General features: G+C 69.7%; 20 protein-coding genes and 1 pseudogene. 8 read left to right on the forward strand and 13 right to left on the reverse strand.

The genetic code is table 11. The annotated features are described in order from the left end of the window. Nucleotides 1–2: 2 nt before the first annotated feature. The 4 genes and pseudogenes from C7416_RS04215 to C7416_RS04230 form a co-directional block, all read right to left on the reverse strand. Entirely contained in the window at nt 3–179 is a 177-nt protein-coding gene (locus C7416_RS04215; protein WP_082819097.1) for a glycine zipper 2TM domain-containing protein, read from the reverse strand. A gap of 170 nt (nt 180–349) precedes the next feature. Then, a pseudogene (locus C7416_RS04220) lies at nt 350–1,237 on the reverse strand (NAD(P)-dependent oxidoreductase); the annotation flags it as partial. Between the two features lie 265 nt (nt 1,238–1,502). Further along, entirely contained in the window at nt 1,503–3,806 is a 2,304-nt protein-coding gene (locus C7416_RS04225) for a cation:proton antiporter (protein ID WP_111517252.1), read from the reverse strand. Further along, a complete protein-coding gene (locus tag C7416_RS04230; protein ID WP_111517253.1) occupies nt 3,803–4,738 on the reverse strand; it encodes a LysR family transcriptional regulator in 936 nt (311 codons plus the stop codon). The genes C7416_RS04225 and C7416_RS04230 overlap by 4 nt, the downstream gene beginning before the upstream one ends. Before the next feature lie 136 nt (nt 4,739–4,874). Between C7416_RS04230 and C7416_RS04235 the strand changes: the two genes are divergently transcribed. Together C7416_RS04235 and C7416_RS04240 are read left to right on the forward strand one after the other, a co-directional pair. After that, nucleotides 4,875–5,864, forward strand: coding sequence for a 3-hydroxyacyl-CoA dehydrogenase family protein (locus C7416_RS04235; protein ID WP_111517254.1), 990 nt, complete (start codon nt 4,875–4,877; stop codon nt 5,862–5,864). Next, nucleotides 5,861–6,748, forward strand: a complete 888-nt coding sequence (locus tag C7416_RS04240; RefSeq protein WP_111517255.1) for a beta-keto acid cleavage family enzyme — start codon at nt 5,861–5,863, stop codon at nt 6,746–6,748. The genes C7416_RS04235 and C7416_RS04240 overlap by 4 nt, the downstream gene beginning before the upstream one ends. 52 nt (nt 6,749–6,800) lie before the next feature. Here the strand turns inward: C7416_RS04240 and C7416_RS04245 are convergent, their stop codons facing one another. Next, on the reverse strand, nt 6,801–7,076 hold the full coding sequence (locus C7416_RS04245) for a hydroxyquinol 1,2-dioxygenase (RefSeq protein WP_111517256.1): 276 nt from the start codon (nt 7,074–7,076) through the stop codon (nt 6,801–6,803). A gap of 251 nt (nt 7,077–7,327) precedes the next feature. Here C7416_RS04245 and C7416_RS04250 point away from each other — a divergent pair, with 251 nt between their 5' ends. Next, the gene (locus C7416_RS04250; RefSeq protein WP_111517257.1) at nt 7,328–7,633 is read left to right on the forward strand and encodes an H-NS family nucleoid-associated regulatory protein; all 306 of its coding nucleotides are present in this window, start codon (nt 7,328–7,330) and stop codon (nt 7,631–7,633) included. A 42-nt stretch (nt 7,634–7,675) separates the two neighbouring features. Here the strand turns inward: C7416_RS04250 and C7416_RS04255 are convergent, their stop codons facing one another. Next, complete coding sequence (locus tag C7416_RS04255; RefSeq protein WP_111517258.1) at nt 7,676–8,113, reverse strand: hypothetical protein; 438 nt, start codon at nt 8,111–8,113, stop codon at nt 7,676–7,678. Nucleotides 8,114–8,322: 209 nt separating this feature from the next. On the opposite strand from C7416_RS04255, the gene C7416_RS04260 reads away from it, so the two are divergent. The 4 genes from C7416_RS04260 to C7416_RS04275 all read left to right on the forward strand — a co-directional run bounded on the left by C7416_RS04260 (nt 8,323) and on the right by C7416_RS04275 (nt 13,458). Next, nucleotides 8,323–9,012: a heavy metal response regulator transcription factor gene (locus C7416_RS04260; protein WP_018008628.1), complete on the forward strand. Its 690-nt coding sequence runs from the start codon at nt 8,323–8,325 to the stop codon at nt 9,010–9,012. After that, on the forward strand, nt 9,009–10,478 hold the full coding sequence (locus C7416_RS04265) for a heavy metal sensor histidine kinase (protein ID WP_111517259.1): 1,470 nt from the start codon (nt 9,009–9,011) through the stop codon (nt 10,476–10,478). The genes C7416_RS04260 and C7416_RS04265 overlap by 4 nt, the downstream gene beginning before the upstream one ends. A 117-nt stretch (nt 10,479–10,595) precedes the next feature. Beyond that, nucleotides 10,596–11,006, forward strand: a complete 411-nt coding sequence (locus tag C7416_RS04270) for a VOC family protein (protein ID WP_111517498.1) — start codon at nt 10,596–10,598, stop codon at nt 11,004–11,006. Nucleotides 11,007–11,352: 346 nt separating this feature from the next. Continuing rightward, nucleotides 11,353–13,458: a heavy metal translocating P-type ATPase gene (locus tag C7416_RS04275; RefSeq protein WP_240988291.1), complete on the forward strand. Its 2,106-nt coding sequence runs from the start codon at nt 11,353–11,355 to the stop codon at nt 13,456–13,458. Between the two features lie 190 nt (nt 13,459–13,648). Here C7416_RS04275 and C7416_RS04280 read toward each other — a convergent pair whose 3' ends face one another. From C7416_RS04280 to C7416_RS04310, 7 genes are read right to left on the reverse strand one after another with little or no spacing between them, the layout of a single operon-like run. Further along, a complete protein-coding gene (locus tag C7416_RS04280; protein WP_111517261.1) occupies nt 13,649–14,554 on the reverse strand; it encodes a polysaccharide deacetylase family protein in 906 nt (301 codons plus the stop codon). 10 nt (nt 14,555–14,564) lie between these two features. Beyond that, nucleotides 14,565–15,617, reverse strand: a complete 1,053-nt coding sequence (locus C7416_RS04285) for a bifunctional UDP-4-keto-pentose/UDP-xylose synthase (protein WP_111517262.1) — start codon at nt 15,615–15,617, stop codon at nt 14,565–14,567. Next, the gene (locus C7416_RS04290; protein ID WP_111517263.1) at nt 15,614–16,555 is read right to left on the reverse strand and encodes a formyltransferase; all 942 of its coding nucleotides are present in this window, start codon (nt 16,553–16,555) and stop codon (nt 15,614–15,616) included. The genes C7416_RS04285 and C7416_RS04290 overlap by 4 nt, the downstream gene beginning before the upstream one ends. Next, nucleotides 16,555–17,511 carry a glycosyltransferase gene (locus C7416_RS04295; RefSeq protein WP_373425123.1) on the reverse strand — a complete coding sequence of 319 codons (957 nt, stop codon included), beginning with the start codon at nt 17,509–17,511 and terminating at the stop codon, nt 16,555–16,557. The genes C7416_RS04290 and C7416_RS04295 overlap by 1 nt, the downstream gene beginning before the upstream one ends. After that, nucleotides 17,508–18,680 (reverse strand): DegT/DnrJ/EryC1/StrS family aminotransferase, encoded by a 1,173-nt coding sequence (locus C7416_RS04300; protein ID WP_111517265.1) that lies wholly within the window; start codon nt 18,678–18,680, stop codon nt 17,508–17,510. The genes C7416_RS04295 and C7416_RS04300 overlap by 4 nt, the downstream gene beginning before the upstream one ends. Nucleotides 18,681–18,732: 52 nt before the next feature. After that, entirely contained in the window at nt 18,733–19,104 is a 372-nt protein-coding gene (locus C7416_RS04305; RefSeq protein ID WP_012356262.1) for a DMT family transporter, read from the reverse strand. An 18-nt stretch (nt 19,105–19,122) separates the two neighbouring features. Continuing rightward, nucleotides 19,123–20,856: a glycosyltransferase family 39 protein gene (locus tag C7416_RS04310; RefSeq protein WP_111517266.1), complete on the reverse strand. Its 1,734-nt coding sequence runs from the start codon at nt 20,854–20,856 to the stop codon at nt 19,123–19,125. 456 nt (nt 20,857–21,312) lie between these two features. Here C7416_RS04310 and C7416_RS04315 point away from each other — a divergent pair, with 456 nt between their 5' ends. Beyond that, nucleotides 21,313–22,224, forward strand: a complete 912-nt coding sequence (locus C7416_RS04315) for a hypothetical protein (protein ID WP_111517499.1) — start codon at nt 21,313–21,315, stop codon at nt 22,222–22,224. Nucleotides 22,225–22,291: the final 67 nt, after the last annotated feature.

The following is a 22,291-nucleotide window of genomic DNA, read 5'->3' on the forward strand; positions in this document are numbered from 1 at the left end:
CGTCAGTCGCCGAGCTCGTGGCCAATCACACCACCCACCACGGCGCCGCCGATGGTGCCGGCGGCACTGCCGTCGGTCAGTTCATGGCCGGCGACACCGCCGGCAACCGCGCCTGCCGCCGTACAGCCGGCCAGCGCCATGCTTGCGCCTACCAGAAGCGCGCCTGCGAGTTTCCACATGATGGTCTCCTGCCTCGTGGCCGGGCCCGCCGCACCACGTCTCGGGAAGACATTGCAGCGGCCGGGCCCTCATGCGTCCACTTTAGGCGTGTGACGCTGCGCGGCCCTTCCGTGAGGCGCCGATTGCCCTGTAGGAATCGGACGACGGCAGGAGTGGCGCGCCCGTGGCCTCAGCCCTGATCGCTGTGCTGGCGCAGCCGCTTGATCAGCGACGAAGTATCGGCGCGGCCACAGCCCATCTGCTGCAGGTCGGCGTAGAACTGGTCCACCAGCGCCGTGACCGGCAGGCCCGCGCCATTGCGGCGCGCCTCGTCCAGGCACAGGCCAAGGTCCTTGCGCATCCAGTCCACGGCGAAGCCGAAGTCGAAGCGGTTGTCGATCATGGTGGGGCCGCGGTTCTCGAGCTGCCAGGAACCGGCCGCGCCCTTGCTGATGACATCCAGTACCAGGCGCATGTCCAGGCCCGCGCGCTCGCCGAAGGCGATGGCCTCGGACAGGCCCTGGATCAGGCCGGCGATGCTGATCTGGTTGACCATCTTGGCCAGCTGCCCGGCGCCGGATTCGCCGATGCGGGTGACGGCGCGCGCGTAGGCGCCGATGACCGGCTCGGCGCGCGCAAAGGCGTCGGCGTCGCCGCCGCACATGATGGTCAGGATGCCTTTTTCCGCGCCGACTTCGCCGCCCGAGACCGGGCCATCGACAAAGTGCAGGCCGCGCTCGCCGGCCGCCGCGTACAGCTCGCGCGCGACGTTGGCGCTGGCGGTGGTGTGGTCGACGAAGATGCAGCCGCTGGGCGCGCCGAAGAAGGCGCCGTCGCGTCCGGTCAGCACCGCGCGCAGGTCGTCGTCGTTGCCGACGCAGGAGCAGACCACCTGCGCGTCGCGCACCGCCTGCGCGGGCGTGGCGGCGGCCTTGCCGCCGAAGCGTTCGACCCAGGCCTGGGCCCTGGCGGCGGTGCGGTTATAGACCGTGACCTCGTGGCCCTTGGCGGCCAGGTGGCCGGCCATATGGAAACCCATGACGCCCAGTCCGAGGAATGCGACACGCATGCTGCTGCTCCGTTGCTTGTTTGATGTTTGGAATCGGTGCGGCGCGGGCGCGCCGGTCCCCGAGTATACGGGCCGGGTGGCGCCCCGGACAGATACAGAACTGCCGGCACCGGGGCATGACAGCCCGTGGGGGCGGCCAGGACCCTGACAAGTCACAAGCGGGTCAGAACCCGCCTACGCCAGCATCCGCCCTTGTCCTATCCCTTGCGCCGCGCACGCTGCCTACATTGAACACAGGTTGCACCCCCGAAGGAGCCGACTCATGTCATTCGCGCTATATATCATCGGCCTGCTGGTCCTGGTGGGCGGCATTGCCTGGGGCCTGTCGACGGCCGGGCTGGCGCCGGTCTATATCGGCATTGCCTGCCTGATCGTGCTCGGCATCGGCATCATGGCGGCCGTCTCGCGTACCCGCACCAAAGACCCTTCCTGACACCCCTGCCGTTACCCCGCCTTGCGGCTGCGGGCCCGGCGCCACGCCGGGCCCGGTCGCAGGTTCCGGCACGTCGCGCAGCGGCGGGCGCACCAGGCTGGCGTGCCACGCCTGCTGGATCACCTGGGCGATCTGGTTGAACGCTTCCTTGGAAATCACCGCCTCCTCGCGCATCGCTTCCAGCGACAGCCGGCCCTTGCGCAGCGCGAACAGCATCAGCAGGCGCCGCTCCAGCGCCATGGTATAGGCGCCGAACTTGCCGCGCATGTCGGCCAGGCCTTCGGCGGCGGCGCGCGAGCGGTCTTCCAGCACCCCGTCGAGCACGGTCGCCATGCGCGCGCCGAACACCGGCGTCAGCATCGAGCGGTTGTAGCGGCGCAGCCGGTCCAGCACGGTCTGGCGGCAGATCAGCAGTTCAAAGCGGTCGGCCAGCGCGCGCGCCAGCGGGCGATCGATGCCGAACCGGCGATGCAGGAACAGCGCCACCTTGAAACCCAGGTGATAGTCCAGGATATGCCGTGCGGCGCGGTTGTAGCCGATGCGGCCGTGCTCGCGCGCCGCGTCGATCATCTGCGCGGTGTTGCGCATCATCGCGTCGAGGTTGGCCACCGAGATCACGCCGTCGCCGTATTCCGGAATCAGCTCGCGCTCGCGCGTGGCCAGCGTGACCAGGCCGATGCTGAGGCGGTCGCGTTCGGACAGGGCGGTGTCGAAGTCGAATTCCGCCGAGCCCAGTTCGATGCCGTGCCGGTATTTCTGCGCCGCCTCGCGCGCGATCGCGGGCGGCAGGTCGAACGAGTCGGCCACGCGCGCCATCATCGCTTCGACCTCCTCGGTGGAGAGGCGGATCGCCTGCAGCTGCAGCGCGCGCTCCTGCGGCGACAGCTGGTCCAGGCCGAGCCGGTGGATCAGTGCGCGCAGCGTGGTGCCGTTGAGCAGCAGGCTGACCAGCACGAAGCCGGTCGCCAGGATGGCAACGAAATGCCGCGTTTCATAGGGCAGGTCGCTGTTCTCGGCAATGCCCAGCGCCAGCACCAGGGTCACCGCGCCGCGCAGGCCGCCCCAGGCGATGGCCAGCTTGAAGGCGCCGTCGATGGGCGCGCTCAGGCGCAGCCACGACAGCAGCGGCAGCAGCCCGAACAGCGTCAGCAGGCGCGCCGCCAGCACCAGCGCCAGCAGCAGCCAGCCATGATGCCCGGTCACGCCCGCCAGCATCGACGGCACGCGCACCGCGGCCAGCAGGAACACCACGGCGCCGGCGATCCCGGCGAACTGCTCCCACATCATGCGCAGGTGGCGCCAGTTGGGCGGTGCCAGCCGCGTGGGGCCGAGGGCGCTGAGCATCAGGCCGGCGCACACCACCGCGACCACGCCCGACACACCCAGCAGTTGCTCGGCTACCAGGTAGAGCGGGTAGGGCAGCGCCAGGGTCAGCGCGCTTTCCGCCATGGCCAGGCCGGCCAGCCGCGGCAGCAGGTCGGACACCAGCCGCCCGGCCAGCGCGCCGCACAGCACGCCGCCGACAAAGGCCCAGGCCAGTTCGCGCAGGCCCGCCGCCAGCGTCGCCTGCGCGCCGTGCCCGGTCAGCATCGCCACCAGCACGCCGACGATGGCGATGGCGGCGGCATCGTTGAGCAGGCTTTCGCCCTCCACCAGCCGGATCAGCCGCGCCGGCGCGCCGACGTCGCGGAAGATCGCGATCACCGCGGCCGGGTCGGTGGTGGCCACCACCGCGCCCAGCAGCAGGCACACCGCCAGCGGCATGCCGCTGGCCGCGGCGATGGCAATGCCGATGACACCGGTGGCCACCACCACCGCAATCACCGCCAGCAGCAGGATCGGCGCCGCGTCGGGCAGCATGCCGCGCACGTCGGCGGTCAGCGCGGCGTGGAACAGCAGCGGCGGCAGGAAGATCCACAGGTAGGCCTCGGGCGGCAAGGCCGGGTCAATCAGCGGATGCAGGAAGTGGCGGGCAAAGTCGGGGTGGGCGGCGTCGATCGCCACATAGCCAGCGCCGATGGCGATGCCGATGGCCGACAGCAGCGTGGATTCCGGCAGCACCAACCGCGCCGCGGCCACCTGCACCACGGCGACGATGGCCAGCAGCACGCCGGTCAGGATCAGGATATCGACGATGATGCTCATGCGCCGGCCTCCGGCGCGGCATCCTGCAGCGGCGGGCTGGCCAGCCGCGCGCGCACGGCCGCCGCCAGTTCGGCCGCCGCCGGCGACAGGCTGCGGTTGCGCGCGGTCACCAGGCCGATCGAGCGCTCGGTCACCGGCGCGGTCAGCAGCCGCTCGACAATGCCGGGCTGGCGCACCGTGCCGGCGGCGATCTCGGGCAGCGCGGCCACGCCGAAGCCGCATTCGACCATGGCCGCGATGGTGGCCAGGCGTTCGGCCTCGAACACCGGCTGGAAGCGGATGCGGTTCTGCAGGAAGGCCCATTCGGCGTACTGGCGCACGCTGCTGGGGTGGGTCATCGACACATGCGGCGCGCCGGCGGTATCGGCCCAGCGCAGCGGGCCGGGGCTGCGCGCCAGCGGGTGCGCCGACGGGATCAGCAGCACGAAGCGGTCCGACAGCAGCGGCTCGTACTGCAGGTCCGCCTGCTGCGGGTTGGCGGCGGTCAGCGCGAAATCCACATCGCCGGCGCGCACCAGGTCGAAGGCCGGCCCGGACAGGGTGTCGAATACCTTCAGCGCGACCTCGGGGCGGGCCTGGTGGTAGGCCATCAGCACCCGCGGCAACACCCGCGCGGCCAGCGACGGCAGCGCGGCCACCGCCACCTGGCCGCGCTCGGCGCTGGCGATGCCGGTGACGGCGTCGATGGCGCCGCGGAACGCCGCTTGCAGCAGCGCGGCCTGCTGCATGAACACCTGTCCCGCCGCGGTCAGGCGCACGGTGCGGGTGGTGCGGTCGAACAGGCGCACGCCCAGCGCTTCCTCGATGCGCAGGATCTGCGTGGACAGGGCGGATTGCGACAGGTGCAGCTGGCTGGCGGCCTGGCGGAAGTTCAGGGTGCGGCCCAGCACCAGCGTGGTTTCGATGTCGCGCATCGACAGGTTGATGTTCATGGGAGCGTCGGTCCGGGCAGCATCCGGTGGCCGGACCTTCAGGTCGATTGATCTGGTTTGGTGATCATTTTATCCAGAGAATCGACTTCTTCAATCAAAGCGGCTTCTCTACACTGGCGGGATGCCAGGAGAAAACATGCCCGACCCCACCCCCGACTCCATCCCGGCCGCAACGCCATCCACCCTGAGCCGGCCGGGCGCCGCCCATGCCGTGGTGGTGGGCGGCGGCACCATGGGCGCCGATGTCGCCGTGGTGCTGACCCGCGCGCTGTGCCGCACCACCCTCGTCGAACCGGATGCCGGGCGTGCCGGCGCGCTGCCCGCGCGCGTGCGCGCCAACCTCGCCGCGAGCGGCCGTGAAGCGGGCGCGGAACGCCTCGCGGTGGCGGCGACGCTCGACGCCGTGGACTGGGCATCGGTTGACCTGGTGATCGAATGCATTCCCGAGGACCTGGCGCTGAAGCAGGCGCTGTTTGCTGAGCTGGTGGCGCGTGCGCGCCCGCATACGCTGCTGGCCAGCAACAGCTCGAGCTTCCCGATCAGCGCGATCGGTGCCGGCCTGGACACGCGCGAGCGCATGCTCGGCCTGCACTTCTTCATGCCGGCGCATCTGGTGCCGCTGGTCGAGGTGGTGATGGCCGAGGCCAGCGACGAGCGCCATGCCGACGCGCTGGCCGCGTTCATGCGCCGCTGCGGCATGGTGCCGGTGAAGGTGCGCAAGGACCTGCCCGGCTTCCTCGCCAACCGGCTGCAGCATGCGCTGTCGCGCGAGGCCTTCAGCCTGATCGACCGCGGCATTGCCTCGCCCGAGGACGTCGATGCGGCGGTGCGCTTCGGCTTCGGCTTTCGCTTCCTGGCGGCGGGACCGGTGCTGCAGCGCGACCACGCCGGCATCGACGTGCATGCAGCCGCCGGCGCCACCATGTACCCGACCTTCTGCAACGACGACCATCCCGCGCGCTGCCTGACCGAGCGCGCCGCCGACGGCCGCCACGGCATGAAGCGCGGCGAAGGCTTCTACGCATGGACGCCTGAAACCATCGCCGCCGAGCGCGCGCGCTACGACCAACTGCTGCGCGCCGGCCTGGCGCTGATCGCGCCCGAACTGCCCGAGATCCAGCCATGACCGATACCCCATCCCAGGCCGTCACCCAGCCTGTCCCGCAGCGCGCGGCACTGGCCGAATCGCCGCTGATCGTCACCGTGGCGCCCAACGGCGCCTACAAGCGCGCCAGCGATCATCCCGCGGTGCCGCTGACCGCCGCGGCGCTGGCGGCGGAAGCGCGTGCCTGCCTCGATGCCGGCGCCGCCATGATGCATATGCACGTGCGCGATGCCGAGGGCCGCCATTCGCTCGATGTGCAGGCCTACCGGGACGCGCTGGCGGCGGTCAGGCAGGCGGTCGGCGACGCGCTGCTGGTGCAGGTGACCAGCGAGGCCGCTGGCGTGTACCAGGCCGCCGAGCAGATGGCGATGGTGCGTGCGCTGCGCCCCGAGGCGGTCTCGGTCGGCCTGCGCGAAGTCGCGGTGCCTGAGATCGCGGACAGCGAGCTGGCGGCGTTCTTCGCCTGGCTGGCGCGCGAACGCGTGATGACGCAGGTGATCCTGTATGACGCGGCCGACGTGCGGCGCTGGCAGCAAATGCGCGCGCGCGGCATGGTGCCGCCGGGCGCGTGGTCGGTGCTGTATGTGCTGGGACGCTATGCGGCTGGACAGGTGTCGTCGCCGCACGACCTGCTGCCGTTCCTGCAGGCCGCCGCCGAGGGCGGCGATGCGCTGCCGTGGGCGATCTGCGCGTTCGGTCGCGAGGAGAATGCCTGCGTGACCGCGGCCGCCGCGTTCGGCGGCCATGTGCGGGTGGGCTTCGAGAACAACCTGCTGTTGCGCGACGGCGGCCTTGCGCCCGGCAACCACGCGCTGGTGGCGCAGGCGGTGCAGGGCGGGCTGACGCTGGGCCGGCCGATCGCGGATGCGGCCGATGCGCGCCGGATCTACGGCGAGGTGCGCTGAAGCGGGCGCGCCGCGCGGCGCTTCATGGGACCGTCAGTGGCCATCAGGGCCATCAGGCGCCGTCGCTGAAGCTGTCGCGCGGGCCGTTGGGGTTGTGGGCACCGTCGGCGAACGGGTTGCGCGCGCCGGTCGCGGTGTGTTCGCCGTCGGTAAAGCTGCTGCGGGTGCCGGTGGCGGTGTGGGCGCCGTCGGTGAACGGGCTGCGCGTGCTGGTAGCGCTGCGCGCGCCATCGCTGAACGGATCGACGCTGCGGGGCGCGGCTTGCGCGGCGCCGGCAACGCCGGCAATAAGGGCGGTGGCGACAAAGACTTGCCTGAGTGCATGCATGGATCGCTTCTCCGTAAGGTTGCCGGCCCGGAATGGGCGGCGGTGTGGCTAGTCTAGGTGTCGGCCACCCACACGAGCATGACCGCCACATGACAATGCCGTCATCCCGCGGGCATTAGTCGGCACCGCCAGCACGCCGGAGAAGCTGCCGCCGGGCAAAGGCTGTAGAATCATGGCTGTCCGACCGGCCTGTGGTTCCATCGCCGGTTTTTCATTGCCCGCGGAAATGCAGCGGGCCTCTCACAAGAGTCATGTCCGAGTCTGATTCAGCCAAACTCGCTGCGGTGGCGTGGATCCGCGAGCAAATGGACCGTCATGCCCTGACCCTCGACGACCTCGTCGAGGCCGGGTGCTTCGACAACGTTGCGACGGCACCGGCAGACGCCGAAGCACCCGCGCCGTCGGCGGCTACCGCCGCGGCGCCGAAGCCCGCGGGCGCGCGCCCGCTGTACCGCAATGCCCTGGGGCAGAGCTGGGACGGGCAGGGCGAATATCCTGACTGGCTGCAGCGGGCGGTCAACGCCGGGCAGTCGATCGAATTCTTCCGCGTCGATTAAGCCGCGGTTAAATCCCCTTTGAATTTCTGCGGAGCGTCGCGCTCAGCAGTGCGGGGGCAGCAGCCGCAGCACCCGCAGCATCGGCAGGATGCCGGTGAATGCCGCCGGCGTCGCCATGGGCGCCGTATGAGAGCGGTGCACGAAGACCTCGGGCGGCAGCTCGCGCAGCACGTCGGCAGCCGCGGCCGACTGCGGGTCGTTGCCCGCGGCAGGGTCCTGCGGAGCCTCCGGCTCGCCCAGCTGCAACGGCGCGCCGGCGCCGGCCGGCTCCGCCATCACGCGCACCGCGCTGCCGCCGCAGCCTGCGTCGGTTGCGCCATCCAGCGACGCTTCCGCCGCCAGCTTGGCCGCGACGTGCCGGTCCGGCAGCGACAGGCCAGCCGCCCGCACCGCGCCGCACATCCGGGCCTCCGCCGCAATGCCGGCAGCGGGCGCAAGCAGGGCAAGGGACAGCAACAAGGACTCAGGCAGGCGTTTCATCGCAGGGAAACCGGCAGAATGGGAGACGATGCGTGCGGGACAGTCGCGCGCACGGGAGGTGAGCGCGCATTCTACCGGGGATTTGCGCGGCCATGCCGTGGCAATGCCTTGGCATGGCGATGACATTTCTGCAATCTTTACCCATTTGCCGCCATCCTCGGCTAGCGTTACGCCATGGCGGCACTGGGCCGCCCGAAAGTGATTGAATCATGCGTATCCTGATTGTCGAGGACGAACCCAAGGCAGGCGACTACCTGCACAAGGGGCTCACTGAATCCGGCTTCGTGGTGGACCTGGCGCGCGACGGCGCGGACGGCCTGGCCCATGCGCGCGAGCATCCCTATGACCTGATCGTGCTGGACGTGATGCTGCCTGGCCTGGACGGCTGGGAGGTTCTGCGCGAACTGCGCCGCGAGCGCGACACGCCGGTGCTGTTCCTGACCGCGCGCGACGAGCTGTCGGACCGCCTCAAGGGCCTCGAGCTCGGCGCCGACGACTACATGGTCAAGCCCTTTGCCTTTGCCGAACTGGTGCTGCGCATCCGCACCATCCTGCGCCGCGGCCCGCTGCGGGAGAGCGAATTCATCGAAGTGGCCGACCTGCAGATCGACGCCATCCGCCGCCGCGTGGTGCGCGCCGGCCAGAAGATCGACCTGACCTCGAAGGAGTTCGCGCTGCTGTACCTGCTGGCGCGCCGGCGCGGCGAGGTGCTGTCGCGCTCGCTGATCGCCTCGCAGGTGTGGGATGTCAATTTCGACAGCAACACCAATGTGGTCGACGTGTCGATCCGGCGCCTGCGCGCCAAGGTCGACGACCCGTTCCCGCGCAAGCTGATCCATACGCGCCGCGGCATGGGCTACGTGCTGGATGACGGCGACGAGCGGGTGCAGGACGCATGATGCGGCTGCCGTCTTCGCTTACCACGCGGCTGGCGCTGGCCTACGGGCTGGCCACCGCGGCGATCCTGGCCAGCGTGGCGGCCTACCTGTCGAGCGCGCTGTCGGCCCAGCTCGAAGGACGCGATGAAAGCGAGCTGGTGGGCGAGGTGCTGCTAGTGCGCCACCTGCTGCGCGAGGTGCGCAGCGAAGCCGAGATCCGCGCCGATACCCACCGCTTCGCCGATATCGCGATGGGCCACGAGGGCCTGATCCTGGTGGTGCGCACGCGCCAGGGCGAGCCGCTGGTGACGCTGAACCCGCGCAACGAGATCGTGCCGCCGCTGCGTGTGCTGCCGGCCACGACGCAGCCCGACAAGGGCATGCTGCAGACCTGGCGCCCGAAAAACGGCGTGCCCTCGCGCGGCATTGCCGCGCTGGGCCAGCTGGGCGATTCGGACAAGGCCGTCGAGATCGTGGTGCTGCGCGATGCCGGCTATCGCGTGGCGCTGATCCGCGAGTATCGCCACCAGCTGCTGTGGGCCACGCTGTGCGGCGCGGCGGTGGCGGCCGGGCTGGGCTTTGCGCTGGCGCGGCGCGCGCTGCGGCCGCTGCGGCGCATGGCCGCCGACGCCGCCGCGGTCACCACCAGCCGCCTCGCCACGCGGCTCGACGTGGGCAGCGCGCCGGCGGAGCTGCGCGAACTGGCGGCCGCGCTCAACGACATGCTGGCGCGGCTGCAGGACAGCTTTTCGCGGCTGTCCGAATTCTCGGCCGACCTTGCCCATGACTTCCGCACACCGATCAGCAACCTGATCGGGCAGACCCAGGTCACGCTGGCGCAGAGCCGCAAGAGCGCCGAGTACGAGGCGCTGCTCGAGTCCAACCTGGAGGAATACGAGCGCCTGGCCCGCATGATCGAGAACATGCTGTTCCTGGCGCGCGCCGACCATGCGCAGGTGGCGCTGGACGTACGCACGCTGGACGCACGCGAAGAGCTCGACAAGATGGCCGAGTACTTCGAAGCCGTGGCGGCGGACCGCGAGGTCACGCTGACGGTCTCCGGCTCGGCCCCGGTGGAGGCCGACCAGACGCTGCTGCGGCGCGCGGTGACCAACCTGCTGGACAACGCGCTGCGCCACGCGCCGGCGGGCAGCACGGTACGGGTCGACGTCGCACGCGCACCGACGGCCGCGGGCACCGGCACCGGCGGCGCTACGGGCACCAGCATCCGTGTCAGCAACCCGGGCCCGGCGATTCCGCCGGAGACCCTGCCGCATATCTTCGGCCGCTTCTATCGCGCCGATCCGTCGCGGCGCAACTCGGCGGCATCGACCGGGCTGGGCCTGGCCATCGTCGACACCATCATGCGGCTGCACGGCGGCAGCGTGACGGTGCGCAGCGTCGACGGCCTGACCGTGTTCACGCTGCAGTTCCCGGCCGAGCCGGTGCCGATGCCGCTGCCTTCCGCCCCCGCCGCCATATCCTGAGCCCGCCCTTGCACTGGCCCCGCGCGCGCGGATAATGGCGCGCGTGCCGGACGCGCCCGCTGGGGCGCGTCCGGCAGTTCCATGTCATGCAACCCGATGGATAACCAGGAGAGCAACATGCAGGTGCAACCTTATCTGGACTTCGGCGGCCGCTTCGACGAGGCGGTGGCTTTTTACGGCAAGGTGCTGGGTGCGCAGGTTACGTTCGCGATGCGCTACAAGGAAGCGCCGCAGGACCAGGGCATGGCGGTGCCCGACGACTGGAAGGACAAGGTGATGCACGCCAATCTCCAGATCGGCGAGAACCAGGTGATGGCCTCCGACGGCCGTCCCGGCGAACGCCCGGCATTCAGCGGCTTCAGCCTGTCGGTGGGCGGGGTCAGCCGCGACGAAGGCCAGCGCATCTTCGACGGCCTGAGCCAGGGCGGCCAGGTAGTGGTGCCGTACCAGAAGACCTTCTGGGCCGAAGGCTTCGGCATGCTGGTGGACCGCTTCGGCATGTCGTGGATGGTCAACTGCGAGCACTAGCGGCCCGCCGCGGCATGGTCGGCATCACGACGGCCATGCCGCTTGACTCTGTAGCCACTACAGGGTCTTCAATGTCATCAGGTCAAACCAGCGCGAACAACAACACATGGCTCGCACGTCACCTGAAGACGCTCTTCCACACGATCACGCCGTCCAGCACGATAGGTCGCATGGCGCCTGCCATGCGCATGACCACGATCACCACGGCCACGCTCACGCTCACGCACCGGAACCGGCACCTGCAGCGTGTTGCGGCGGCGGGTGCTCGTCCACCGTCGCGCTGACGCAGCCGGCTCGGGTCGAGGTTCCGGCCGGCGCCAGCACCGCCGCCTGGCGCATCGACGCCATGGATTGCCCCACCGAGGAATCGCTGATCCGCAACAAGCTGGGCGGCATGGCTGGCATCGCCGCGCTCGAATTCAACCTGATCCAGCGCGTGCTGACGGTGCACCACACGCTGCCATCGGTGGAGCCGGTGGCCCGCGCGATCGAGAGCCTGGGCATGCGGCCGGTGCCGCTCAGCGCCGCAGCCGCGCAGCAAGTGCTGCCCGAAACCGGCGCGCGCAAGCCGTGGTGGCCGCTGGCGCTGGCCGGTGTCGCCGCGCTCGGGGCAGAGGCGACGGAGTGGCTGGGCCTGGGTTTGCCGTGGCTGCCGGCGGTGCTGGCACTCGCCGCGGTCGCGCTGGGCGGGCTTACCACCTACCGCAAGGGCTGGATCGCGCTGCGCAACGGCAACCTGAACATCAACGCGCTGATGAGCATCGCCGTGACCGGCGCGCTGCTGCTGCGCCAGTGGCCGGAAGCGGCGATGGTCATGGTGCTGTTCGCGCTGGCCGAGCGCATCGAGGCGGCGTCGCTGGACCGCGCCCGCAATGCGATTCGCGGCCTGATGGCGATGGCGCCGGAGCTGGCCACGGTGCGCCGCGGCGATGGCAGCTGGGACACCGTGCCGGCCGCCGGCGTGGTCGTCGGCACGCTGGTGCGGCTGCGCCCGGGCGAGCGCGTGGCGCTCGACGGCAAGGTCGTGCGCGGGCAGTCGGCGCTGGACCAGGCGCCCATCACCGGCGAAAGCGTGCCGGTCGACAAGGCCGAGGGCGATGCACTCTACGCGGGCTCGATCAACCAGTCCGGCGAACTGGAATACACCGTGACCGCGCCCGCCGGCGACTCGACGCTGGCGCGCATCATCCACGCGGTGGAGGCCGCGCAGGGCAGCCGCGCACCCACGCAGCGCTTTGTCGACCAGTTCGCGCGCATCTACACGCCCACGGTGTTCGCGATTGCGCTGGCGGTGGCGGTGGTGCCGCCGCTGCTGGCGGGCGGCGGCTGGGTGGACTGGATCTACAAGGCGCTGGTGCTGCTGGTGATCGCGTGCCCGTGCGCGTTGGTCATCTCGACGCCCGTCACCATCGTCAGCGGGCTGGCCGCGGCCGCGCGGCGCGGCATCCTGGTCAAGGGCGGGGTCTACCTGGAGCAGGGCCGCGAGCTGGCCTGGGTGGCGCTGGACAAGACCGGCACCATCACGCACGGCAAGCCCGCGCAGACCGACCACGCGCTGCTGGCCGACGATGTCCCGCACGCGCGCGCCATTGCCGCCAGCCTGGCGGCGCGCTCCGACCATCCGGTCTCGCGCGCGGTGGCCACGGCGGCGCAGGCCGACGGCATCGCCACGCTGCCGGTGGAGGCGTTCGAGGCGCTGGCGGGGCGCGGCACGCGCGGCACGGTGCAGGGCGTCGAATACCGGTTCGGCAACCATCGGCTGGTGCATGAGATGGGCGCATGCTCGCCGGCGCTGGAAGCGCGGCTCGAAGCGCTGGAGCGCGAGGGCAAGACCGTGGTGCTGCTGGCGCGCGTCGACGGCCGCGGCGCGGCCACGGCGCTGGCACTGTTCGCGGTGGCCGACACCGTGCGCGACACCAGCCGCCAGGCGATTGCCGAGCTGCATGCGCTGGGCGTCAAGACGCTGATGCTGTCCGGCGATAACCCGCACACGGCGCAGGCGATCGCGGCGCAGGTCGGCATCGACGAAGCGCGCGGCAACCAGCTGCCGCAGGACAAGGCCGATGCCATCGCCGCACTGGCCGACGCCGCCCATGCGCGTGGCGGCCGCATCGGCATGGTCGGCGACGGCATCAACGACGCCCCGGCGCTCGCGCGTGCCGACGTCGGCTTCGCCATGGGCGCCGCCGGCACCGATACCGCGATCGAGACCGCCGACGTGGCGCTGATGGACGACGACCTGCGTAAGATCCCGGCCTTCGTCCGGCTGTCGCGCCGCACCGCCAGCATCCTCAGGCAGAACATCGCGCTGGCGCTGGGCATCAAGGCCGTGTTCCTGGTGCTGACGGTGCTGGGGATGGGGACAATGTGGATGGCGGTGTTCGCCGATATGGGGGCGAGCTTGCTGGTGGTGTTCAATGGGCTGCGGGTTGGGGCGCGGCGCGGGGGGTGATCACTGCAAGGCGGTGTATCACGCTCGCGGTTTGCTCCCCTCTCCCGCCTGCGGGAGAGGGGCCGGGGGAGAGGGCAGGCGCACGGCAAGCACGACAAGGCTTGCACTTCGTGGACGCTCCTGCCCTCTCCCCCACCCCTCTCCCGCGCGCGGGAGAGGGGAGCCTTGCTCATACGGCGTGGGCTGCGATTCAGCGCAATGCCACGTTGGGCTGCACGATCAACTCCCCGCTGCGCCCCGGAATCTCCCCCCACGTCACCGGCAGGCGCGGCAGCGTCGCGCAATCCAGTCCGCGATACCACGTGCCCATCGACACCAGCTCGTGCCCCTGCGCGCGCCAGCCCGCCAGGAGCCGTTCGAATACGGGCGCGAGCTTGCCGCCTTCGAGCTCGGCATGCAGCGTGAACACATGGTCGCGCGTGCCTTCGGTCAGCTTCAGCAGGGCGGTGTGGACGTTGGCCTCGGTCAGGCCGTCGGTGCCGATCAGCTCGTCCAGCGTCGGCAGCGTGGTCGGCATCTGCACGTGGCGGCAAGGCACGCCGGCGATGGTGGGGATATAGGGCGCGGTGCCGCGGCCGTCCGAGGCGTAGGCCATGTCCCAGATATCGATCTGGCGGAACGCGGCCTCGTTCATCTGCCAGCCGGCGGCACCGTGCGTGGCGGGGGGCTCGCCGAAGATTTCGCGAAAGCGCGCGAAGGCGCGCTGCATCTGGTCGCGGGTCCAGGCGGCATCGCGCTCGCGCACGTTGTCCTGCCAGTAGACGTGGTCCCAGGTGTGGATGCCGCATTCATGCCCGACGGCGCGCGCCGCGCGCATTTCGGCGGCGCCCTTGCGGCCGATATCCGGGCCGGGCAGCAGCACGCCGTACATCAGCGTGCGCAGGCCGTAGTTCGACACCACCGAGGTGCGCGACACCTTGCGCAGGAAACCCGGGCGGAACACGCGCCGCAGCGCCCAGCCGGTATGGTCAGGGCCCAGGCTGAAGAGGAAGGTGGCCTGCGCCTGCGCAGCCGCCAGCAGCGACAGCAGCCGGGGCACGCCTTGGCGCGTGCCGCGCAGCGTGTCGACGTCGACCTTCAGGGCGATCCGTGCCATGTGGGTGCGCTCAGTTGCCGGAATCGACCAGCGTGCGGGCCTCGACCACCTTGCCCCGGTACGCCTCGAAGATGCGGCGCAGCGCCGCTTCCATGCCGATCTCGGGGTGCCAGCCCAGTTCCTCGATGGTGTTGTCGATCTTCGGCACGCGGTGCTGCACGTCCTGGTAGCCCTTGCCGTAGAAATCGCCCGACGAGGTCTCGACGATCTGCGTGTGCTGCGCCTGCTGCGCGTATTCCGGGTAGTCGGCGGCCATCTTCAGCATCATCTCGGCGAGCTCGCGCACCGAATGGATATTGCCCGGGTTGCCGATGTTGTAGATCTTGCCGCTGGCCACGCCGCCGGGATTCTCGATGATGCGCATCAGCGCGCTGATGCCGTCGGCGATGTCGGCGAAGGCGCGTTGCTGCGCGCCGCCGTCGACCAGCCTGATCGGTTCGCCGCGCACGATATGGCCGAGGAACTGCGTCACCACGCGCGACGAGCCTTCCTTCGATTCGAAGATCGAGTCCAGCCCCGCGCCGATCCAGTTGAACGGGCGAAACAGCGTGTAGTTGAGCCCCTGTTCCATGCCGTAGGCGTGGATCACGCGGTCCATCAGCTGCTTGGAGCAGGCATAGATCCAGCGCGGCTTGTTGATCGGGCCGTAGACCAGCGGCGAGGCGTCGGGGTCGAATTCCTCGTCGCCGCACATGCCGTAGACCTCGGAGGTCGACGGGAACACCAGGTGCTTGCGGTACTTGACCGCGGCGCGCACGATCGGCAGGTTGGCCTCGAAGTCCAGCTCGAACACACGCAGCGGCTGGCGCACGTAGGTGGCCGGGGTGGCGATGGCAACCAGCGGCAGCACCACGTCGCACTTGCGGATGTTGTACTCGATCCACTCGCGGTTGATGGTGATGTCGCCCTCGAAGAAATGCATGCGCGGGTGGTCGACGAGGTCGCCGAGGCGGTCCGTGTTCATGTCCATGCCGTAGACCTCCCACGGCGTGGTTTCCAGGATGCGGCGCGTCAGGTGGTGGCCGATGAAGCCGTTGACGCCGAGAATCAGGACCTTTTTCATCGGTTTCCCTCGTTGGACGGTTCGGTATGGAGATGCCCCGCAAGCGCCTGCGGCGTGACGGCCGCGCCGTCCGGTGCCAATAGCCGCGTGACGATGACCAGGCCGCCGTCGCCACACACGCCGATGACGTGGCCGTCGCGCACCTGCAGGCCGGCTGGCGTGCCGGCGGGCATCGGCGGCACCGCACCCGGCAGCGGCCGGCGCGCCTGCGCGACGATGAAGCGCTGCCCGGCAACTTCCGTGAAGGCGCCGGGGTAGGGCGGCGCCACCGCGCGGATCAGGTTGTAGACCTCGGCGGCGGGCCGGTTCCAGTCGATGCGGCCGTCCTCGGGCTTGCGCCCCGAGTAATAGCTGCCTTCGGCCAGCCGGTTCGGGCGGCGCGGCGTCTGTCCCGCCATCATCGCGGGCAGCGCGCGCCAAAGCGTCTGCTCGGCCGCCACGGTAACCTTCTCGAACACTTCGCCGGCGGTATCGTCGGGCAGGATCGGCACGGCGGTCTGGTCGACGATATCGCCCGCGTCGGGCCTGGCTTCCATCACGTGCAGCGTGGCGCCGGTCTCGGTCTCGCCGTGCAGCACTGCCCAGTTGACCGGCACGCGGCCGCGGTACTTCGGCAGCAGCGAGCCGTGCAGGTTGAACGCGCCGCCCGGGGCCAGCGCCAGCACGCCGGCGGGGATCATGGCGCGATAGTAGAACGAGAAGATGACATCCGGGCGCGCGTCGCGCACGGCCTGCGCGAGGGCGGGATCGGCCGGGTCCTCGCCATAGAGGAAGGGCACGCCCAGCTCGGCGGCGGTGTCCGCCACGCGGCGGAACCAGATGTTCTCGTCGGGCCGGTCGCGGTGGGTGATTACCAGCGCCACCTCCACGCCGCGCGCATGCAGCACGCGCAGGCAGCGGTCGCCGACATTGTGGTAGGCAAAGACGACGGCGCGCATCACGGCTCCACGGTGCGGGCCGGGTCGGCCTCGAGGATGGCCTTGATGCGGTAGCGCGGGCGGTCGCGCACTTCCTGGTAGATGCGACCGACGTATTCGCCCAGCAGGCCCACGCCGAACAGCAGGATGCCGATCAGGAAGAAGTTCATGGCGAACAGCGTGAACACCCCCTGCACTTCGGAGCCCAGCACGAAGCGCCGCACCAGCAGCACCACGAACAGCACCCCGGACAGAAATGACAGCAAGGTGCCGATGGCCGAGAACCATTGCAGCGGCACGATCGAGAAGCCGGTGACCAGGTCGAAATTCAGGCGGATCAACTGGTACAGCGAGTACTTGGACTCCCCCGCGTGGCGCTGCTCGTGGCCCACCTCGATCTCGACCGGGTTCGAGGCAAAGGTGTAGGCCAGCGCCGGGATGAAGGTATTGACCTCGCGGCACGCGTTGATGGTGTCGATCACGGTGCGGTCATAGGCGCGCAGCATGCAGCCCTGGTCGGTCATGCGGATCCGGGTGATGCGCTCGCGCAGCCGATTCATCGCGCGCGAGGCGTAGCGGCGGAACGCGGTGTCGTTGCGCTGGCGGCGGATGGTGCCGACGTAGTCGTGGCCGGCACGCATGGTCTCGACCAGGCGCGGGATTTCCTCGGGGGGATTCTGCAGGTCGGCGTCGAGCGTGATCACGATCTTGCCGCGGGTGTGCTCGAAGCCCGCCAGGATCGCCATGTGCTGGCCGAAATTGCCGTTGAACAGCACCACCCGGGTCACGTCCGGGCGCTTGTGGAACTGCGCCGCCAGCAACTGCGCCGAGCGGTCGACGCTGCCGTCGTTGATGAAGATGATCTCGTAGGATTCGCCGAGGCCATCCAACGCCGGATAGAGGCGATCGAACAGGGCTTGCAGCCCGTCTTCTTCGTTGTAGACCGGAATGACGACCGAGACCTGGACCGGGCTCATTGGGAAAGACGTTTGCATGTTTCGCTGAGGATTGCGCAGACCCGCTCCACGTCCGAGGCTTGCATCGCCGGGAATAGCGGCAGCGTGACGATGCCGCGCCCGATGCGCTCGGCGTGCGGCAGCATGCCTTCGCGCCAGCCGAGTGAGCGGTAGTAAGTGAAAAGATGGACCGGCGGGTAGTGCACGCCGGTGCCGATGCCGCGCTCGCGCATGGCTTCCATGAGCTTCTGCCGCGCCTGTGCCGGCCCGCCCTGCATGCGCTCGGTCGGGATCACCACCTGGAACATGTGCCAGTTGGTGGTGGCCGCGTGCGGGTCCAGCGCCTGCGGCAGCTCGATGCCGAGGGCCTGCAGGCCGCTGTCGGCGGCGCAGCGGAAATAGGTGTCGGCCAGTTCGGCGCGGCGCGCGGTGATGGCGTCGAGCCGCTCCAGCTGCGCCAGGCCGACCGCGGCGTTGACATCGGTCAGGTTGAACTTGCCGCCCGGCTCCTCGACATCCATGCCGTCCAGGCCGGTGCGGATCACGCCCTGCAGCCGCAGCCGCTCGGCGCGCACGGCTTCCTCGGGCGTGTTCATCACCAGGCAGCCGCCTTCGATGGTGGTGATGTTCTTGTTGGCCTGGAAGCTGAAGCTGACCAGGTCGCCGAGGGCGCCGATGCGCTGGCCGCGCCAGCGCGAGTCGATCGCCTGGGCCGCGTCTTCGATCACGCGCAGCCCGTGCCTGGCGGCAATCGCGTACAGGCGTTCCATGTCCACGGGCAGGCCGGACAGGTAGACCGGCATGATGGCGCGCGTGCGTGGCGTGATGGCGGCCTCGACCGCGTCGAGGTCGAGGTTGCGCGTGCGCGGGTCGATGTCGACGAACACCGGCTTCGCCCCCACGGCCACCACCACGTTGGCGGTGGCGACCCACGTGACCGGCGTGGTGATGACTTCATCGCCGGGGCCGATGCCGGCGATGCGCAGCGCGATTTCCATCGTTGCCGAGCCGTTGGCGAAGGTGCGCACCGGGCGCCCGCCGAACAGGTCGGACAGCGCGGCCTCGAAGGCCTGCATCTTCGGTCCGGAGGTGATCCAGCCCGAGGCCAGCACCTTGCCGACCTCGGCAATGGCGGCGGCGTCGATCTCGGGCCGCACAAACGGCAGGAAGGCAGGAGCGGAAGCGGTCATGGCAGGCGAAGGAGGCAGCGGCGGTCAGGCCAGGCGAAGGCGTGGACAGCCTTCAGGAGCGGGCGATCAGGAAGACGCCCGCCAGTATCAGCAGGATGCCGGCCACGCGCAAGGGGCCGATGATCTCGCCGAACAGCCACCAGGCCGCGAGCGCATTGACCACGTAGCCCAGCGACAGCATCGGATAGGCGATCGACACATCGACGCGCGACAGGCCCACGATCCAGACGCCCACGCTGACCACGTACAGCGTAAGCCCGGCCAGCACCGGCCATTGCGTCAGCACGCGCAGCGCCGTCACCAGCAGCGTGCCGCGATCCAGCGTGATTGCGCCGACGGCGTTGACGCCGGCCTTGAGCAGCAACTGCGCCGCCGCATTGAGCAGCACGCCGGTCAGGATGAAAGCAAAGGTGGAAAGCGTCATGGCAAGGCGGTTGGCGGATTACGGTGCCTGCGTCTGTGCTGGCTGTCCGGGCAGGGCGAAATTGGCGACCGCCACGCGCCGGCGGTCGCCGGCGATCTTGTGCATCGGCACGCCGCGCGCGGCCAGCGCGGCGTAGGTCTGCGGCGCCATGATCGCCACCGCGCGCTGGCCGTCCTGCCAGCGCGCGAGGAACTGGTCGACGCTGGGGATCCACTTCTGCGGTTCCTGTCTGATGCCGAATTCGAGTTCGTCCGGATGCTCGACCAGGATCGTGGTGCGGCGCAGGTAGAACGGCAGCGTGTGGTCCAGCAGCCGCACGCTGTACAGCGGCATGTCGGGCGCCAGCACGGCGCTGATCGCGGGCACCAGGTCCGCGCCGGAACTCGGCCGGCCCATCACTTCGTGGGCGCGCAGTCCGACCGTGGCGCAGACGAACATGGCCAGCGCATAGGCCACCACGCTGGGGAACACGCCGCGCGTGCGCAGCAGCCGGCGCGCCAGCAGCGCGCCGCCCAGCATCACGGCAAAGGCGATGGCGAGCCATTGCGCGAATTCACGATACACCGCATTGGGCGTGCCCGGCTTCTCCATCATGCCGACGAACGGGATCGCTATCAGCCCGATCACGCCGAGCGCAACCATGGCATTGACCTGCCAGCGCCACGCGCGTTCCGTGGTGGTATCCAGCGCCACGCCGGCAAGCAGCGCCAGCGCCGGGAAGACCGGCACGATATAGCCCGGCAGCTTGGAGCCGGACAGGCTGAAGAAAACGAAGATCGCCACCGCCCACAGCCCGGCCAGCAGCGCCGGCTGGAACGGGCGCGGCGCATTGCCGCGCGCCACCCCGGCGCGTTCGCGCACCGCCTGCCACATCTGCGGCACCAGGCCCAGCCAGGGCAGGAACCCGCCCAGCAGCAGCGGCACGAAGAACCAGAGCGCGCCCTCGCGGTGGTGCACGTTGGAGGTGTAGCGCTGCCAGTGCTCGTGGATAAAGAAGAAGCGCAGGAACTCCGGGTTGCGTTCGGACACCAGCCAGAACCACGGCACCGTGACCGCCAGCAGCACCGCGATGCCGGCCAGCAGATGCAGGCGGCCCCACAGCTTCCAGTCGCGCGTCGCCAGCGTATAGACCACCAGCACCAGCCCGGGCAAGGCCAGGCCGACCAGTCCCTTGACCAGCACCGCCACCCCCATCGCCGCCCAGCACGCCAGCATCCAGTTGCGTCGTACCGCCGGCGTCGCCGCAGGATGCTGGGCCAGCAGCATGCACGCGAGCACGCATGCCATGGCGCCGGACAGCGTCATGTCGAGCGAGTTGAAGTGGCCGGCGACATTCCACATCGGCGTCGACACCAGCACCAGGCCGGTCAGCATCGCCACGCGGAAGCCGTACCAGCGGGCCGCGGCCAGCATCGACACGCCGATGCCGAGCATGCCGGACAACGCCACGCACAGGCGCGCCTGCCAGTCGCCGACGCCAAACAGGGTGTAGGCCAGCGCCGTCACCCACATGTGGAAGGGCGGCTTCTCGAAATACTTGAGCTCGTGGTAGCGGATCGTGACCCAGTCGCCGGTGGCGACCATCTCGCGGGCAATCTCGGCGTAGCGGCCTTCATCGGAGCGCAGCAGGTGGCGCATGTCCAGGGTACCGAACCAGACCAGCAGGATCAGCAGGCCAACCAGCATCACGGTACTTGCGGTGGCTCCGATGGACGGCGCGGCAACAAACCGCGAGGTCGATGAACTACGCATGGATCTCCTGGAAAAGCGCGGCGGGCCAGGTCTCGGGCGGCGCGCGGTGACGCGGAAGCCATCACAACGCGGAGCCGGGCCTGCCGGTGGACAGCGCGCTGGAACATCCGCGCTGACAAGCCGCAGGCACGCCATCACCGCCAGGCGCCCGCAACGCCACAACCGCTGGAATACGCGAGGCGCGCAATGGTAGCACGGCGGCCAAGTCACTCCGGGCCGATACCGGAAGTGGCGCCAGCGGCCGTTGCACGAGAAATATGGCGCATGAAGCATATATGGCCGGATGACCCCGCGACGAAGCCCCGGCATCATCGTCGGCATGTCTGTTAGACCAGTAACGCCTTGAAATGACCGGTTACATACGCAACAAAAACGCCATAATTCCGATGTGATCACTCGGATATCAGCGTGACGGGCGCAGATTCCGGCGACGGGACAATCCAGACGGGGATGGATGTGAAGACAGAGGTTCAGCAAAACCATTGGGCCGGGCCGGTGGCGTGCGCGGCGGCGTTCGTGGCGCTATTTTTTGCGCTCTCCGCCTCACCCGCCGGCGCCCAGGGCATGGCGGTGCTGCCCGGCACCGGCGGCATCGCCCAGGCGGCGGCCAGCCAGGCGCAGGCTGCCGCCGCGGCGGTGCTGTGCAACGCGCCGTGGTTCCGTTCCGGGTCGCATGTGCAGATGGAAGGCGACGGCGTGATGCCGATGTCGATCCGCATGACCCTGCGCGACGTGAAGCGCGGCCCGACCGGTTGCCGCGCCCAGCTCGAGGTCAATTCCAAGTCGGCGCTGTCCGCGCTGATGGGGCCGCCGGTGATCACCAACCAGGTCCACGAGGTGGTGATCGAGCGCAGTGCGCCCGAGGCGCAGACCAGCATCGAAAGCCAGCATGCGGTCATCAACGCGCGCGCCCGCTACGCCCGCATGTATGGCGAGGCCGCGTTCCGCGGCAAGGGGGTGTTCAACTACGCCGGCCTGGACCTGCGCGAAGGCACCACGCTGGAGGGCGAAGTGTTCCGTTCCAGCGTCTCGCTGAAGGTCTATCCGCTGGGCTCCGATGAAGCGGTCAGCACCATGGACGCGCAGCGGGCCACCATCCATATCGGGTCGCGCCACGTGGGCAGGCTGCAGATGATCGACACCCTGATGGGCCGCAAGGAATGCCAGCCGATTTCCTACGACAAGCGCACCTCGCTGGGGCCGTTGATGATCGGTGGCGAACTGGTGCAGGTCGAGCCCACCGTGATGCACGTCACCGACTGGTACTGCCCGGCCGAGGCTTTCGTGCTGCGCACCGAGGTGCGCCAGGACGACAAGGTGCAGCGCGTCGATGTCACCGCGCTGGAGCGCGATACTCAGGCGCCGTAGCCGGCGCCATGGCCACCTCGCCCGGGAGGGCACAAAAAAACCCGCCGCGGCGGGTTTTCTTGTATCC

The organism is Cupriavidus phytorum (genome assembly GCF_003254285.1).
Taxonomy (GTDB): Bacteria; Pseudomonadota; Gammaproteobacteria; order Burkholderiales; family Burkholderiaceae; genus Cupriavidus; species Cupriavidus phytorum.